Below are 14,745 nucleotides of genomic sequence, written 5' to 3' on the forward strand. Positions count from 1 at the left end.
TACCCGCGTCAGCGGCCCTGGTAGTTCGGGGCCTCCACGGTCATCTGGATGTCGTGCGGATGGCTCTCGCGCAGCCCGGCCGAGGTGATCCGGATCAGCCGCCCCCGCTCGTGCAGCTCGGGGATCGTCCGGCAGCCCGCGTACCACATCGACTGGTGCAGCCCGCCGACCAGCTGGTGGGCGACGTTGGCCAGCGGCCCCCGGTAGGGCACCTGGCCCTCCACGCCCTCGGGGATCAGCTTCTCCTCGGCGGTCACGTCGGCCTGCGCGTAGCGGTCCTTGGAGAACGAGCCGCCGCGCTCGCGGTTGCGCATGGCGCCCAGCGAGCCCATGCCGCGGTACGACTTGTACTGCTTGCCGTGCACGAAGATCAGCTCGCCGGGGGACTCCTCCACCCCGGCCAGCAGGCTGCCCAGCATCACCGTGTCGGCCCCGGCCACCAGCGCCTTGGCGATGTCGCCGGAGTACTGCAGCCCGCCGTCGCCGATCACCGGTACCCCGGCCTCCCGGGCCGCCCGCGCCGCCTCCATGATCGCGGTGATCTGCGGCACGCCGACCCCGGCGACCACGCGGGTGGTGCAGATCGAGCCCGGGCCCACGCCGACCTTGATCGCGTCCGCGCCCGCCTCCACCAGCGCCTTCGCGCCCGCGTAGGTGGCCACGTTGCCGCCGACCACCTCCACCCGGGAGTTCGCCTTGATCTTGGCGACGGTGTCGGCCACGCCCTTGGAGTGGCCGTGCGCGGTGTCCACCACGATCACGTCGGTGCCCGCCTCGACCAGCGCCTGCGCCCGCCGCACCGCGTCCTCGCCGACCCCGACCGCGGCGGCCACCAGCAGCCGCCCGTCGGCGTCCTTGGTGGCGTCGGGGTACTGCTCGCTCTTGGTGAAGTCCTTGACGGTGATCAGCCCGCGCAGCCGCCCGTCGGCGTCGGTCAGCGGCAGCTTCTCGATCTTGTTGCTGGCCAGCAGCCGGAACGCCTCCTCCCGGGAGACGTCCACCGGCGCGGTGACCAGCGGCATCGGGGTCATCACCTCGCGGACCGGACGGGACAGGTCGGTCTCGAAGCGCATGTCCCGGTTGGTGACGATGCCGACGAGCACGCCCCGCACATCGGTGACCGGCACCCCGGAGATCCGGTAGCGGGCGCACAGCTCCTCCACCTCGGCCAGGGTGGCGTCCGGCAGGCAGGTCACCGGATTGGTGATCATGCCGGCCTCGGACCGCTTGACCCGGTCGGCCTCGGCGGCCTGGTCCTCGATGGACAGGTTGCGGTGCAGCACGCCGATGCCGCCCTGGCGGGCCATGGCCACGGCGGTGCGGGCCTCGGTGACGGTGTCCATGGCCGCCGACACCAGCGGGATGCGCAGCGACACGTTGCGGGTCAGCCGGGTGGTGGTGTCGGCCTCGCCCGGCTGCATGTCCGAGTAGCCCGGCAGAAGGAGCACGTCGTCGAAGGTCAGCCCCTCGGGCAGGAGCTGGGGCTGCACTGCGGCGACCTGGGCGTCGGGGTTCATCGGTGTCGCGGCGCCGGCTCCGCCGGAGGCGATGCCGTCGGGGACGGTGCGCCGTGGGACGGAACGGGGTACGCCGCTTCCCTCCTTCCGGATGGTGTGGGCGCGTGATCCATCGGCCCGTGCGGGCCTCGCGGGCGACGCCGCCGGGCGGGGCGGCCTCCGGCCCTGGTCGCCGGGGCTCGCCACCATCGTAGGGCGTGCGCCCGGACCGGGGACGGCGGTTCGCGCCGCAGGTCACGTGGCCTTGGTGACATTGAACGGCGCCCGGGGTCCCGCAATTCCCGATCACGGAACGTGAAAGCTCGATCATTCTTCGCGCCCGGCCGGGATCGGGACTCCCCTTCGCCCGCCCCGGGGCAGTAGCGTGGAGGGGTGCACGACGATGCCCCACTCGACCCGTTCGCCGGCGACCCGGAGGACCCGGCCGCCTCGCTCGGCGACCCTGGGGAGGACATCGCTCCGCTCAGCGTGGCGGAGCGGGAGGACGTGCTTGCCGATCTCGCCGACCTGGAGGTCTTCCGGGCGCTCCTGGAGCCGCTGGGGGTGCGCGGGCTGACGGTCGACTGCGGCGACTGCGGCAAGCTGCACTACATCGACTGGGACCTGCTGCACGGCAACCTGCGCCACCTGCTCGACGAGGGCACCCCGCGGGTGCACGAGCCCGCCCTGGCGCCCGACCCGGTCGATTACGTCTCCTGGGAGTACGCCCGGGGCTATGTCGACGGCGTCATAGACAGCGAAGAGGGCCGCGACACCGACTAGCCCGAGCTCATGTCCGCGGGGCCGACGGGCCCCGCGGGTCGGCGGCGGGTCAGGAGCGGTCGCGGCGCGGACCGTTTCGGTCGCGCCCCGTGTCCTTCCCCTGCTCGGCGGTCCGCCGGCCCATCGCGTTCTGGCCGAAGAAGCGGGCCTCGTAGCCGCGGCGGGACTGCCCGGCGGGCCTGGTGAGCCAGCGGCGGATCTCCTCGATGCGCCGCCGGAACTCGCTCTCGGCCGACGGGCCCGGCCACGGCAGCCCGGCGGGGGGCCGGACGCCCGGCCGTGCCGGTTGGACGAGTGTGTCGTCCGGAGCGGTCGGCGACGGCGAGGACGAGCCCGACGGGGCGGGCGGGCGTACGCTCCCGCCGGCGCTCCGGCCGACCGCACGGTCGCGGCGCTCGGCGGCGGGTTTGCGGGTCGGCGCCGGTGACGTGGGCGTGCGCGGCACGGCCCGCGTCCGTCCGGCGACCGCGCCGGGCCGGGCCGCGCGAGGCGCCGCGCGCAGCGTCTGCCGCCGGGTGTCGGCGGACCGGTCGTCCGCCGGCCGGGTGATCTGCTCGCCGGACGGAACGCCCTGCGCGGACCGCCCGGTCAGGTCGACGCCCGCGGCGGCCACCCCGCCCGACGCCAGCACCGTGCCCGCCACTCCGAGCGCCACGATCGTGCGGCGCCCGCGCCGGCGCGGCCCGGACGGCGGTTCGGGCCCGGGACGGCGCTCGGTGCCGGGCTCGCCCACGTCGGCGACCAGCGCCCGCAGCAGGCGCACCGCCGGATCGGACTCCGCGCCCGCGGCCCGCAGCCGCTCGTCCAGCTCGGCCTCGGCGTCGCCGGGCTCTGCGGCCTCGTCCGAGTCCGCGGGCGCACCGGCGGGCTCACCAGCGGAGGCGGCGGGTTCAGTGGCGGGGGCAAAGGACGCAGCGTGCCGCGCCAGCGCCTCGAAGACCGCGTCGGTGCGGCGCACCGCACTCAGATCGCCGGTCGGGAACTCGGCGGCGGGGGCATCGCCGCGGCGGAAGGGGTCGACCGGTTCCGGGGCGCCCGTACTGCGCTCCGTCAAGCGATCGACTCCTCTCTGGCCATCGCCCGAAGCCGGGCCAGGGCCCGGTGCTGCGCGACCCGTACCGCCCCAGCGGACATGCCCAGTACATTACCGGTCTCCTCCGCCGACAGACCCGCCACCACTCGCAGAAGCACCAGCTCACGCTGGTGGTCGGGGAGACGGGTGAGCAGGTCGCGGGCGCGCTGGGCCTCGATGTAGCGCACCACCGTCTCCTCGGGGCCGGGCCGGTCGTCGGGACCGTCCGGCAGGTCCTCGGTCGGCACCGCCGCCCGGACCGCGCTGCGCATCGCGTCGGCGATCTTGTGCGCGGCGATGCCGAAGACGAACGACGCGAACGGCCGTCCCATGTCGCGGTAGCGCGGCAGCGCCGACAGCACCGCGATGCAGACCTCCTGGGCCACGTCGTCGGCGATGTGGTACTGCCCGGACACGCGGCCCAGCCGGGCCCGGCAGTACCGGACCACCATGGGGCGCACCTGCCCGATCAGCACCTCGATCGCGCCCGGGTCGCCCTGCACGGCCAGGGTCGTCAGCTCCTTGAGGTCGCCTTCGTCGGGGCGCCCGCCCTCCGGCGACACCGCGCGCAACTGCCGTCGGCGGCCGGTGTCGGGGGGCACCGGCGGGGCCGGGCCTCCCGAGGGTTCGGTAGCGCGCGCGGTCGTTGTCCCGGCGTAGCATCCCTCGGTCACGTAGAGCATGATGCCCAGCGCGCTCCGCCCTGTCTCCACCGTGCAAGACAACGGAATGGTCACAGTGCGGCCGTCCGACGCTCTTTCGTCACGCCACGCGCCCGTCTCGGCGCGCAAAGTGACCATAAGGCGGGCGAAAAGAGCCCCCGCCGGGTGCCCGGCGGGGGCTCTGGGACGCGACCGGAACGGTCAGTGGCCGTGGCCGTGCCCGTGGCCGTGGCCGCCGGCGGCGGCCTCCTCGGGCTCCTCCGGCTTCTCGACCACGAGGGCCTCGGTGGTCAGCAGCATGCCCGCGATGGACGCGGCGTTGCTGACCGCCGACCGGGTCACCTTGACCGGGTCGATGACGCCCTGGGCGATCAGGTCGCCGTACTCGTCGGTGGCGGCGTTGTAGCCGTGGCCCGGCTGCAGCTCCTGCACCTTGGAGACGACGACGTAGCCCTCCTTGCCGGCATTCTCGGCGATCCAGCGCAGCGGCTCGACCAGCGCGCGGCGCACCGCCTCGGCGCCGACGGCCTCGTCGCCGGACAGGCCGAGGGTCTCGAAGCCCTCCTTGGCCACGTGCACCAGCGCCGAGCCGCCGCCGGAGACGATGCCCTCCTCGATGGCCGCGCGGGTCGCCGAGATGGCGTCCTCCAGGCGGTGCTTCTTCTCCTTCAGCTCCACCTCGGTGGCCGCGCCGACGCGCAGCACGCACACGCCGCCCGACAGCTTGGCCAGGCGCTCCTGCAGCTTCTCGCGGTCCCAGTCGGAGTCGCTGCGCTCGATCTCGACCCGGATCTGGCGGATGCGGTCCTCGATGTCGGACGCGGCGCCGGCGCCGTCGACGATCGTGGTGGCGTCCTTGGTGACCGTGACCCGGCGGGCCCGGCCGAGGTCCTCCAGGTTGAGGTTCTCCAGCTTCAGGCCGAGCGCCTCGCTGACCACCTGGCCGCCGGTGAGGATGGCCATGTCGGCCAGCATCGCCTTGCGGCGGTCGCCGAAGCCGGGGGCCTTGACCGCGACCGAGGAGAAGGTGCCGCGGATCTTGTTGGCGACCAGCAGGGCCAGCGCCTCGCCCTCGACGTCCTCGGCCACCACCAGCAGCGGCTTCTTGGTCTGGGCGACCTTCTCGGCCAGCGGCAGGAACTCGTTGACGTTGGAGATCTTGCCGTCGACGATCAGCACGTAGGCGTCCTCGAGGACGGCCTCCATGCGCTCGGGGTCGGTCACCATGTGCGGCGACAGGTACCCCTTGTCGAACTGGAGCCCCTCGGTGAACTCCAGCTCCAGGCCCATGGTGTGGGCCTCCTCGACGGTGATCACGCCGTCCTTGCCGACCTTCTCGAACGCCTCGGCGATCAGCTCGCCGATGCCGGCGTCCTGCGCGGAGATGGTCGCGACGTGCGCGATCTCGCTCTTCTCCTCGACCTCGCGGGCGACCTTGAGCAGCTGGTCGGACACGTGCCGGGCGGCCGCGTCGATGCCCCGCTTGAGGCCCAGCGGCGAGGCGCCCGCGGCCACGTTGCGCAGGCCCTCGCGGACCAGCGCCTGGGCCAGCACCGTGGCGGTGGTGGTGCCGTCGCCGGCGATGTCGTTGGTCTTGGTGGCCACCTCCTTGGCCAGCTGGGCCCCCAGGTTCTCGTAGGGGTCCTCCAGCTCGACCTCGCGGGCGATGGTCACACCGTCGTTGGTGATGGTCGGCGCGCCGAACTTCTTGTCGATGACCACGTTGCGGCCGCGCGGGCCGATGGTCACCTTGACGGCGTTGGCGAGGCGGTCGACACCGCGCTCAAGGGCCCGGCGCGCGTCCTCCTCGAACTCCAGGATCTTCGCCATGCGGAAAACAGTCTCCCTTCGCGCGAACCGCCCCGGTCCGCCCCTGTTGACGGGCCGGACCGGGGCGGTGCGTCACTGCTCGGACGCCTTACTTCTCGACGATCGCGAGGACGTCACGCGCCGAGAGCACGAGGTACTCCTCGTTGTTGTACTTGACCTCGGTGCCGCCGTACTTGCTGTAGAGCACGACGTCGCCGACCTTCACGTCGAGCGGCACCCGCTCGCCCTTGTCGTCGACCCGACCCGGGCCCACGGCCAGGACGGTGCCCTCCTGGGGCTTCTCCTTGGCGGTGTCGGGAATGACCAGGCCCGACGCGGTGGTGGTCTCGGCCTCAAGCGGCTGGACGACGATGCGGTCCTCAAGCGGCTTGAGAGCAACCTTGGTGGCGGTCGTCACGATCTGACCTCCCCTTCGGTGGTGTCCTCGGCCGGCGTGGAAGGGCCGGCCGCACATGTGGCAGAAGAGGCGACCCCGGACCGGCCTGCCGTCGCGGGTGCCAGACCGACCTCGTCGCTTATTGGCACTCTCAGCTTGAGAGTGCCAGTCATGGAGACTATGCCGTGGCCGGGGAGGCGTCAACACGAACACGTGCGCGCCCCCGGCCCCGGCACCGCTACCGTCCGGGGTATGGACATCGAGGCGTTCCGGGCCCTGCCGGGCCCCGCGGGCCGCGCCGTCCTCGCGGCGGCCGCCGAGGCGGACCTGAGCGAGAACGCCCTGCTCAGCACGGCTGCGCGCCTACGTGAACGCTACCCCGCCGAGCTCGTCGCCGCCGCTTTGACCCAGGCCCGGCTGCGGGTGCGCGCCCGCGCCAAGTTCGGCCCGGACGCCGACCGCATGTACTTCACCCCCGACGGGCTGGAGCAGGCCACCCGCGCCCGGGTGGCCGCCCACCGCGCGCGCCGCTTCGCCGCGTATCTCGACGCCCGCGGCGGGGCGGTGCTGGAGATGGGGTGCGGGATCGGGGCCGACCTCATCGCCCGGGCGCGGCTGGGGTGCCGCGGGGAGGGCGTGGAGCGGGACGCGCTGACGGCGGCGGTGGCGAAGGCGAACGTCGAGGCGCTGGGGCTGGCCGGTCTGGCGTCCGTCCGCGAGGGCGACGCCACCCTGGAGGATCCCGCCGGGTACGCGGCGGTGTTCGCCGACCCGGGGCGGCGCACAGGCCGGGGGCGCGTGTTCGACCCCCGGGCGTACGAGCCGCCGCTCGGCACCGTCCTGGACCTGGCCGCGCGTGCGCCCGCCGGGTGCGTCAAGGTGGCTCCGGGCATCCCGCACGATGCGATCCCGAACGGCGTGGAGGCCGAGTGGATCTCCGTCGGCGGGGACGTCAAGGAGGCCGCGCTGTGGCTGGGCGGGCTGGCCGGCGCGGTGGGCCGCCGCGCGACGGTGATCCGGTCGGACGACCCGGACTCCCCCGCCGCGACGCTCACGCCCGAGCCCGGCCTGGACGCGCCGGACGTGCGCCCGTGGGGGCGCTATCTGTACGAGCCGGACGGCGCGGTGATCCGCGCGCGCCTGGTCGCCGAGGTGGCCGCGCAGGTGGGCGGCGGCCTGGCCGACCCGCGCATCGCCTACGTCACCGCCGACGCGGCCGTGGCGACGCCGTTCGCGGCGGCCTACGAGATAGAGGACGTGCTGCCGTTCTCGGTCAAGCGGCTGCGCGCCGAGCTGCGCCGCCGGGACGTCGGCGTATTGACGATCAAGAAGCGCGGTTCGGCGGTGGACGTGGACCGGTTGCGCCGCGACCTCGGGTTCGCCTCCCGGCCGCGCCGGGGCGGCGGGGCGGAGGCGACCGTCGTGCTCACCCGCGTGGGCCGGGCGCCGGTCGCGCTGCTCGCCCGCCCGCTCCCCGCCGGGGAATGAACGAAGATCTCACCGCCGACTAAAAGATCTCCCCGCCGCTTAATGTTCGCAAGCGGATCCGGGAGGCGCGCCGGGCGCAGCGAAAAAATCGCCTATGCCGCGGCATCGCGTCCGCTAAGCATCGCGCCGATTCCGGGCCGCGCCTGCCATCCTGGGAATCGCGGGCGGCCGGAGAAAGGCGGCGTTCGCAATTGACGGGCGGGCGCGCGCCCCCGGCGCGTCGGCCCGCGCCGCGGCCCCCGGCCCGGCAGACTGGGCTCCCCCAGGCGGGAGCAGCCCCGGCGCCACGGTCACGGCGTCGGCGGCGGCCGCCCGCCCGGCTCGCCCGTGAACCGTCGGAAATGACCTCGCCCAGGATGTTCTCCCCCGTTACCGCCGCCCGGAAAACCAAGTGCATTCCACGGAACCCGCAATGTTTCCCGTTCGCTTTATCGCGGCGCCGCGCAACCACTACAGTGAGGCGTTCACGATTCAATGCCGCACGCCATTTCATCGCGTCGGCACACGAAGGAGCATCGGGTGGAAACGAATCACAACTTCCTGCAGACGGGGGGTCAACCGGTCTCGGATCGGATGCGGGAGTTGCTCGCCCGTGCGGCGCAGGACCACGTCTACGAACAGCGCTCACAGGGGCAGGTCCTGGACGAGATCCGCCAGCGGCTGGAGGGGATGGAATGGCTGCTGCGCGAGGTCCGGGAACGGGAGCTGAACGGGCTGACCGGGCAGCTCGACGGCGTCCGGGGGCAGGTCGAGGAGCTGGCGGGCAAGCCGCCGGAGTGGGCCGAGGGCCTGGCCGAGCACATCGAGGCGGTGGGCGAGCGGGTCAAGCCGGTGGCCGAGCTGCCCGCGCTGTGGGCCGACGTGGGCGTCGTCGCCGAGAACGTCGACGAGGGGCTGACCCGGCTGCAGGCGGTGCTCGACTCCGCGCAGCACATCAACGACGTCACCCAGCAGGCGTCGCAGCGCATGGAGGAGATGACCAAGCGGCTGGACAAGCTGCAGGGCAGCATGGAGGCGGCCTCCGTCCGGTTCAACCGGCTGGACAAGTCCCTGGCCGAGCTCGGGCACCGGGCCGAGAAGCTGGAGCACTCGATCAGCGGGATCACCGCCCGGGTCGACCAGTCGCTCGGCGAGATGGCCGACCGGGTGGAGCAGGGGCTGGAGGCGGTCAACGGCAGGGTCGAGGGCGTCGGCGGGCGGCTGGACGGTCTGGACGGACGGCTGGACGGGCTCGATGGCCGACTCGAGGGGCTGTCGGGCAAGCTGGACGGCCTGGACGGGCGGTTCGAGGGCATCGACGAGCGGATCGGCTCGCTGGGCGAGCGGCTGGACCGGCTGCCGGCCACCCTGGAGGTCGGCGAGCTGCACCGCAAGCTGGCCGAGCTGGCGCAGCGGCCGGTGATCGACCACGGCGACCGGTTCGACGCGCTGGAGAAGCACCTGGCCGACGCGGTGCACCCGCTGATCGAGGAGCTGCGCGCCCGGCCCGACCGGGACGAGGTCAAGGCCGCCATGGCGCAGATCGCCGAGACCGCCTACACCGACGTGGCCAAGCGCATGGACGAGTTCTCCCGCCGGTTCGAGGGCCTGCACGAGGACGTCCGCAAGCGCATCGAGGGCATCCACGAGGAGGTCACCCGCAAGGTCGACGGCGCGCTGGAGGAGTTCACCACGCAGGTCGACATCGTCTCCCGCCGGGTGGAGTCGGTGCACGCCGACGTCACCAAGCAGGTCGAGTCGGTGCACACGGAGGTGGCCCGGCAGGTGGGCGGCGTGCACGAGGACATGAGCAAGCGGATCGAGGACGTGCACGAGGACGTGGCCAAGCAGGTCGACGTCATCCACCAGGACGTCACCCGGCGGGTCGGCGGCCTGCAGGACGCGTTCGCCAAGCGCGTCGACGGCTGGCAGGAGGAGGTCGCCCGGCGCACCGACGCGGTGCACGCCGAGCTGGGCCGCCGGTTCGACGACGTCCAGGAGGAGGTCGGCCGCAAGGTCGATTCGGTGCACGGCGATGTCACCAAGCAGGTCAACGCGGTGCACGAGGACATGCTCAAACGGCTGTCCACGCTGGAGGAGACGATGCTGGCGCTCGCCGAGGCGCTGCTGCGCCCCCGGCGCGAGGCCAAGGAGTAGCCGGGGGCCGCGCAGGGCCCGCGACCGGCTGCCAGGATCGGCTCGTGCGGCGGGGCGCCCGCTCCCGTGCGCCCACGGCGCCCCGCCCCGGCACATGCGTTTCCTCCGCCGAATCCCCTCGAAGGCCGCAAGGCGTCGCGGCGACGCCTCCCGATGACGTGCTTTTTGTTACGTTCCGTCTTCGCAAAATCACTGCCAACCCACGCCCGAATCGGTTTTCATGGTTCCCGTGACCCACTCTCCGGCTCCCCGGCCTCCCGTCGGCACCCCGCCCGACAGCGACACGCTGCGCTGGGTGGCGGAGTGCTTCGGCCGGGGCGCCGTGGTGAAGATGGTGCGTCCGCTGCCGGGCGGGGCCGCCCACGTCAACCACGCGCTGCTGGTCGAGAGCGGCTCGGGCGCGGCGCACCGGCTGGTGCTGCGGCGGTGGCTGCCGCAGCCGCCGCCCGGGCAGGCCGCCGGCGAGGGCGGTGCCGCCGCGCGGCCCGCCGTGCCGGGCGTGGGCGCCGAGTTCTCCCCCGAACGCGAGATCGCCGCGCTGGCACTGCTGGCGGGCTGCGAGGTGCCCACGCCGGCGCTGGTGGCGGCCGACCCGGCCGGCGCCTACTGCGACGCGCCCGCGCTGATCATCGAGCGGCTGGCCGGGCATCCGCCGCGGCCGTCGCCCGGCGACCTGCCCGAGTACCTGATCCAGATGGCGGCCGCGCTGCTGTCGGTGCACGCGGTCAACGGCGCGTCCACCATGCCGCCGTACGTGCCGTACAACCGGCTCGACGTGCGGCGGCCGCCCGCGCACGCGCAGCGTCCGGCGCTGTGGGAGCGGGCGTTCGACGTGGCGTCCGGGCCGGCGCCCGAGGCCCCGTCCAGGTTCATCCACCGCGACTACCAGCCCGACAACACCCTGTGGTCGTACGGGCGGCTGACCGGCGTGGTGGACTGGTCGGACGCCTCCTACGGCCCGATCGCCGTCGATATCGCGCACATGCGGGTGCACATGGCGCTGCGGTACGGCACGGCCGCCGCCGACCGGTTCCTGTCGTCGTTCGACCAGGTGTCCGGCGGCTACCCGCACGACCCGTACTGGGACGTGCGCACCCTGCTCGACCTGCTGCCCGAGGGCACCGGGCGGATCATGGACGAGGCGCACGTGCCCCTGTTCGAGGACTACCTGGCCGCCCGGCTGGCCGAGCTCGGCGTCTCGGCCAAGTCCTGACCCGGCCCCGGCGCGGCCCGGCGGCGTCCCGGGCGCTCAGATCCGGATCGAGTCGATGGGCAGGCTGGAGTCGGCGGGCAGGCCCAGGTCGGACGGCGCCACCCCGGACGACACCATCTCGGCGCCCAGCGCGGCGACCATCGCCCCGTTGTCGGTGCACAGCTTGGGACGCGGCACCCGCAACCGCACCCCGGCGGCGTCGCAGCGCTCCTGCGCCAGGGCCCGCAGCCGCGAGTTGGCCGCCACCCCGCCGCCGATGAGCAGGTCGTGCACGTCGTGGTCGCGGCACACCTGCAGGGCCTTGCGGGTGAGGACGTCCACCACGGCCTCCTGGAACGAGGCGGCCACGTCCGCGACCGGCACGGGCTCGCCGGCGCGCTCCCTCGCCTCCACCCAGCGCGCCACGGCCGTCTTCAGGCCGGAGAAGGAGAAGTCGTAGGTGCCGTCGTCGTACTTGCCGCGCGGGAACGGGATCGCGTCGCGGTCGCCCTCGCGGGCGCGCCGGTCGATGACGGGGCCGCCGGGGAAGCCCAGGTCGAGGACGCGGGCGACCTTGTCGAACGCCTCGCCCGCCGCGTCGTCCACGGTGGCGCCCAGCGACCGGACGTCGCGGGCCACGTCGGGCACCAGCAGCAGCGACGAGTGCCCGCCCGACACCAGCAGCGCCACGCACGGCCGCGGCAGCGGCCCGTGTTCGAGCTGGTCGACGGCCACGTGCGCGGCCAGGTGGTTCACCCCGTACAGCGGCTTGCCCAGCGACAGCGCGTACGCCTTGGCCGCGGCCACGCCCACCATCAGCGCGCCCGGCAGACCGGGCCCGGCGGTCACGGCGAGCGCGTCGACGTCCCGCAGCGCGACGCCCGCGTCGGCGAGGGCGCGCTCCACGGTCGGGGTCATCGCCTCCAGGTGCGCGCGGGAGGCCACCTCGGGCACCACCCCGCCGAACCGGGCGTGCTGGTCGACGCTGGAGGCGACGGCGTCGGCCAGCAGCGCGGTGCCGCGGACGATGCCCACCCCGGTCTCGTCGCAGGACGTCTCGATGCCCAGCACGAGGGGCTCGGAGTCACGGATCATCTGTCTCGCCCTCCTTCGGGGCCGAAACCGACGGGCGGCCGGCCGTCCGGCAGGCGGCGCATCACGATGGCGTCCACGCCGGACGGCTGGTAGTACCGCCTGCGCAGCCCGACCCGGTGGAACCCGAACCGCTCGTACAGGCGGCGGGCCCGGTCGTTGTCGGCGCGCACCTCCAGGAACACCGCCTCGGCGCCGCGCCGGCCGGCCTCGTCGAGAAGTTCGGTGAGCAGCGCCGCGCCCACGCCCTGGCCCTGCCGTTCGGGCGCCACGGCGATGGTCTGCACGTCGGCCTGCCCGCCCGCGGCGGCCAGGCCCGCGTACCCGATGATCGCGCCGCCGTCGTCCTCGGCGACCACGTAGTGGCGGGTGCGGGGCTGGTCGTCCAGTTCGCCGCGCAGCATCTGCTCGCTCCAGGCGTCCTCGGGGAACAGCCGCCGCTCCAGCCGCAGCACCGCCGGCAGGTCGGCGGCGGTCATGGCGCGCAGCCGGACGCCGGTCACCGCGACACCCTCTTGCGCGGGCCGGGCTCGCGGGCGTCGGGACGCCGCAGGTACAGCGGTTCGGGCGGCACCAGGCCGGGGCCGGGCGCGCCCGACAGCCGGGTCACCACCAGCTCGGCCAGCGCGCCGGCGCTGGGCAGCAGCGGCAGCGGCTCGCGGTCGCGGGCGCCGAGGACCTCGGGGTACAGGGCGGCGCCCTCGCCGATGACCGGCAGGTCGGCCGGCTGCCCGGCGAGCACGTCGGCCGGGGGGCCGACGGCCGGTTCGGTGGCGCGCACCGCGGCCGTCTCGTACCGCGCCCAGTAGACCTCCTTGCGGCGGGCGTCGGTGGCGACGACGAACGGCTCCTCGCGCCGCGACTCCCAGGCGATGACGTCCAGCGTGCACACGCCGTGCACGGGGATCTTCAGCGCGTCGCCCATCGCGCGCGCGGTGACCAGCCCGACGCGCAGCCCGGTGTAGGGGCCGGGGCCGACGCCCACGGCGATGGCGTGCAGGTCCTGCGGGGCGGCGCCCGCCTCCGCCAGCGTCTGCGCGATGGACGGGGTGAGCAGCTCGGTGTGCCGGCGCCGGTCGACGGCCTCGACGCCCCCGCGGCGGACGACTCCCTCGCCGGGGGACCACTCGTACAGCGCGACGGTCACCGCGGCGGTGGCGGTGTCGAAAGCCAGGACCAGCACGGACTGCAAGCGTAGTGCGTTCCGGGGGGACGTGCGCCCGGCCCGGCCGCCCGATCAGCTCGCGTCCAGGGCGTCCGCGGCGCCCTTGACGGCCTCCTCGGCGCCGTCCATGGCGGCGGACGAGCCGAGCGCGTCGCCGCCGTCCCCGCCGCTGTAGTGCACGGTGACCAGCACGTTGCCCATCCGCACGTTGGCGACGGCCTCGCCGGAGCCCTGGCCCTCGTCGACGCTGTAGACGACGTAGCCCTCGTCGCCCACGCCTTCGATGTCGCGCTTCTCGGCGAGCTCCTGCCCCACCAGCAGCGCCTTGCCGGACTCGTCGGCGCCGCGCTCGTCGGCGAACGTGCGCCGGGCGGCCTCGACGGGCCCGCCCTGGCCGGCGGTGATCGCCCGCAGCTCCACGGTGAGCTGGCGCTTGCGCTTGCCGTTGTAGGCGCCCCACACGCACTGGCTCTGCTGGTCGCTGGCCTGGTAGTTGTCGGCCGGGTTGCTCTGCGCGCCGGGGACGAGCCGGTCGGTGATCTCGCTGTTCAGCACCCCGCAGGCGTCCGGGACCTGGGTGCGCTCGCCGCGGGCCGGGGTGGTCTCGGCGGCGCCGCTGCCGATGACCTCGCCGGATCCGCCGCCGTCGCGGCCCACGCCGAGGCCGCTGAAGATGACGAACGCCGCCAGCACGCACACCCCGACGCCCGTCGTCACGCCCGCCAGCAGGGCCGCCAGGCGGCGTCCGGGGCGGCGGTCGCGGCCGACGCGCCGGTGGCTGCCGCTGCCCGCGCGGTGATTGCCGCTGCGATGGCTACCACTCACCGGCATCCACTCCCGAACGAAGGAAAGCTGTCAGTCGCGATGGAGAGTTCGTTACCGAAGAGTACGACATCGGCCCCGTAAGTGGTCGAGCCCCCACTTATGGAAAAAGGCTCACCAATGGCCGCCCACCGCCGTGGTCATCCTTCGTCAACGAGATCGCCGAGCGCGACCGCCCAGCGTGCGCCCACCCCGGTGATCATCACGGTGCGCTCGTCGGTGTCGCCGGAACGGGAAATCACGATCTCCAGCCGGTCGTCGGCCAGCCCCTCGGCCAGCCCCCGCCCCCATTCCACGACGGTCACCGATTCGGCGATCTCGGCGTCCAAATCAAGATCATCGAGTTCGGCGAAACCGTCCAGTCGGTAAGCGTCGACGTGCACCAGCGGCGGCCCCGCGGCCAGCGGCGGATGCACCCGCGCGATCACGAACGTGGGCGAGGTGATCGGGCCGCGCACCTTCAGCCCCTCGGCGATGCCCTGCGTCAAAGTGGTCTTACCCGCGCCGAGGTCGCCGGTCAGCACCAGCAGGTCCCCGGCGCGCAGCCCCCCGGCCAGGCGCAGCCCCAGCTCGCGCATGTCCTCCGCGCTCGGCACCCGCACCGTCACGGTGGTGTTCGCCGGCGTCTCCC

14 protein-coding genes are annotated in these 14,745 nt (G+C 74.0%); 4 read left to right on the top strand and 10 right to left on the bottom strand.

The genetic code is table 11. The annotated features are described in order from the left end of the window. Window positions 1–8: 8 nt before the first annotated feature. Entirely contained in the window at window positions 9–1,490 is a 1,482-nt protein-coding gene (gene guaB, locus ABD879_RS11610; protein WP_378270496.1) for an IMP dehydrogenase, read from the bottom strand. Between the two features lie 399 nt (window positions 1,491–1,889). Here guaB and ABD879_RS11615 point away from each other — a divergent pair, with 399 nt between their 5' ends. Beyond that, window positions 1,890–2,279: a DUF5319 domain-containing protein gene (locus ABD879_RS11615; protein ID WP_345020385.1), complete on the top strand. Its 390-nt coding sequence runs from the start codon at window positions 1,890–1,892 to the stop codon at window positions 2,277–2,279. Window positions 2,280–2,328: 49 nt separating this feature from the next. Here the strand turns inward: ABD879_RS11615 and ABD879_RS11620 are convergent, their stop codons facing one another. From ABD879_RS11620 to groES, 4 genes are all read right to left on the bottom strand, one after another. Then, on the bottom strand, window positions 2,329–3,333 hold the full coding sequence (locus ABD879_RS11620; RefSeq protein ID WP_345020386.1) for a hypothetical protein: 1,005 nt from the start codon (window positions 3,331–3,333) through the stop codon (window positions 2,329–2,331). Beyond that, complete coding sequence (locus ABD879_RS11625) at window positions 3,330–3,923, bottom strand: sigma-70 family RNA polymerase sigma factor (protein ID WP_345020506.1); 594 nt, start codon at window positions 3,921–3,923, stop codon at window positions 3,330–3,332. Before ABD879_RS11625 ends, ABD879_RS11620 begins: the two co-directional genes overlap by 4 nt. Before the next feature lie 291 nt (window positions 3,924–4,214). Beyond that, on the bottom strand, window positions 4,215–5,843 hold the full coding sequence (groL, locus tag ABD879_RS11630; RefSeq protein ID WP_345020389.1) for a chaperonin GroEL: 1,629 nt from the start codon (window positions 5,841–5,843) through the stop codon (window positions 4,215–4,217). An 88-nt stretch (window positions 5,844–5,931) separates the two neighbouring features. After that, window positions 5,932–6,240 (bottom strand): co-chaperone GroES, encoded by a 309-nt coding sequence (gene groES / locus ABD879_RS11635; RefSeq protein WP_067912313.1) that lies wholly within the window; start codon window positions 6,238–6,240, stop codon window positions 5,932–5,934. Window positions 6,241–6,471: 231 nt separating this feature from the next. Between groES and ABD879_RS11640 the strand changes: the two genes are divergently transcribed. The 3 genes from ABD879_RS11640 to ABD879_RS11650 all read left to right on the top strand — a co-directional run bounded on the left by ABD879_RS11640 (window position 6,472) and on the right by ABD879_RS11650 (window position 11,056). Beyond that, window positions 6,472–7,707 carry a class I SAM-dependent methyltransferase gene (locus tag ABD879_RS11640; protein ID WP_345020391.1) on the top strand — a complete coding sequence of 412 codons (1,236 nt, stop codon included), beginning with the start codon at window positions 6,472–6,474 and terminating at the stop codon, window positions 7,705–7,707. A gap of 573 nt (window positions 7,708–8,280) precedes the next feature. Next, the gene (locus tag ABD879_RS11645; RefSeq protein WP_345020393.1) at window positions 8,281–9,843 is read left to right on the top strand and encodes an apolipoprotein A-IV repeat region-like domain-containing protein; all 1,563 of its coding nucleotides are present in this window, start codon (window positions 8,281–8,283) and stop codon (window positions 9,841–9,843) included. Between the two features lie 220 nt (window positions 9,844–10,063). Beyond that, on the top strand, window positions 10,064–11,056 hold the full coding sequence (locus ABD879_RS11650; RefSeq protein WP_345020397.1) for a phosphotransferase family protein: 993 nt from the start codon (window positions 10,064–10,066) through the stop codon (window positions 11,054–11,056). A 36-nt stretch (window positions 11,057–11,092) separates the two neighbouring features. Here the strand turns inward: ABD879_RS11650 and tsaD are convergent, their stop codons facing one another. From tsaD to tsaE, 5 genes are all read right to left on the bottom strand, one after another. Continuing rightward, on the bottom strand, window positions 11,093–12,130 hold the full coding sequence (gene tsaD, locus ABD879_RS11655) for a tRNA (adenosine(37)-N6)-threonylcarbamoyltransferase complex transferase subunit TsaD (protein ID WP_345020399.1): 1,038 nt from the start codon (window positions 12,128–12,130) through the stop codon (window positions 11,093–11,095). Then, window positions 12,127–12,606 (bottom strand): ribosomal protein S18-alanine N-acetyltransferase, encoded by a 480-nt coding sequence (rimI, locus tag ABD879_RS11660; protein WP_345020509.1) that lies wholly within the window; start codon window positions 12,604–12,606, stop codon window positions 12,127–12,129. Before rimI ends, tsaD begins: the two co-directional genes overlap by 4 nt. Window positions 12,607–12,626: 20 nt before the next feature. After that, window positions 12,627–13,310 (bottom strand): tRNA (adenosine(37)-N6)-threonylcarbamoyltransferase complex dimerization subunit type 1 TsaB, encoded by a 684-nt coding sequence (gene tsaB / locus ABD879_RS11665; RefSeq protein ID WP_345020402.1) that lies wholly within the window; start codon window positions 13,308–13,310, stop codon window positions 12,627–12,629. Between the two features lie 54 nt (window positions 13,311–13,364). After that, window positions 13,365–14,117 (bottom strand): hypothetical protein, encoded by a 753-nt coding sequence (locus tag ABD879_RS11670; RefSeq protein WP_345020404.1) that lies wholly within the window; start codon window positions 14,115–14,117, stop codon window positions 13,365–13,367. 137 nt (window positions 14,118–14,254) lie between these two features. After that, a complete protein-coding gene (gene tsaE, locus ABD879_RS11675; protein WP_345020512.1) occupies window positions 14,255–14,722 on the bottom strand; it encodes a tRNA (adenosine(37)-N6)-threonylcarbamoyltransferase complex ATPase subunit type 1 TsaE in 468 nt (155 codons plus the stop codon). Window positions 14,723–14,745: the final 23 nt, after the last annotated feature.

Source organism: Actinomadura keratinilytica (genome assembly GCF_039539665.1).
GTDB lineage: Bacteria > Actinomycetota > Actinomycetes > Streptosporangiales > Streptosporangiaceae > Spirillospora > Spirillospora keratinilytica.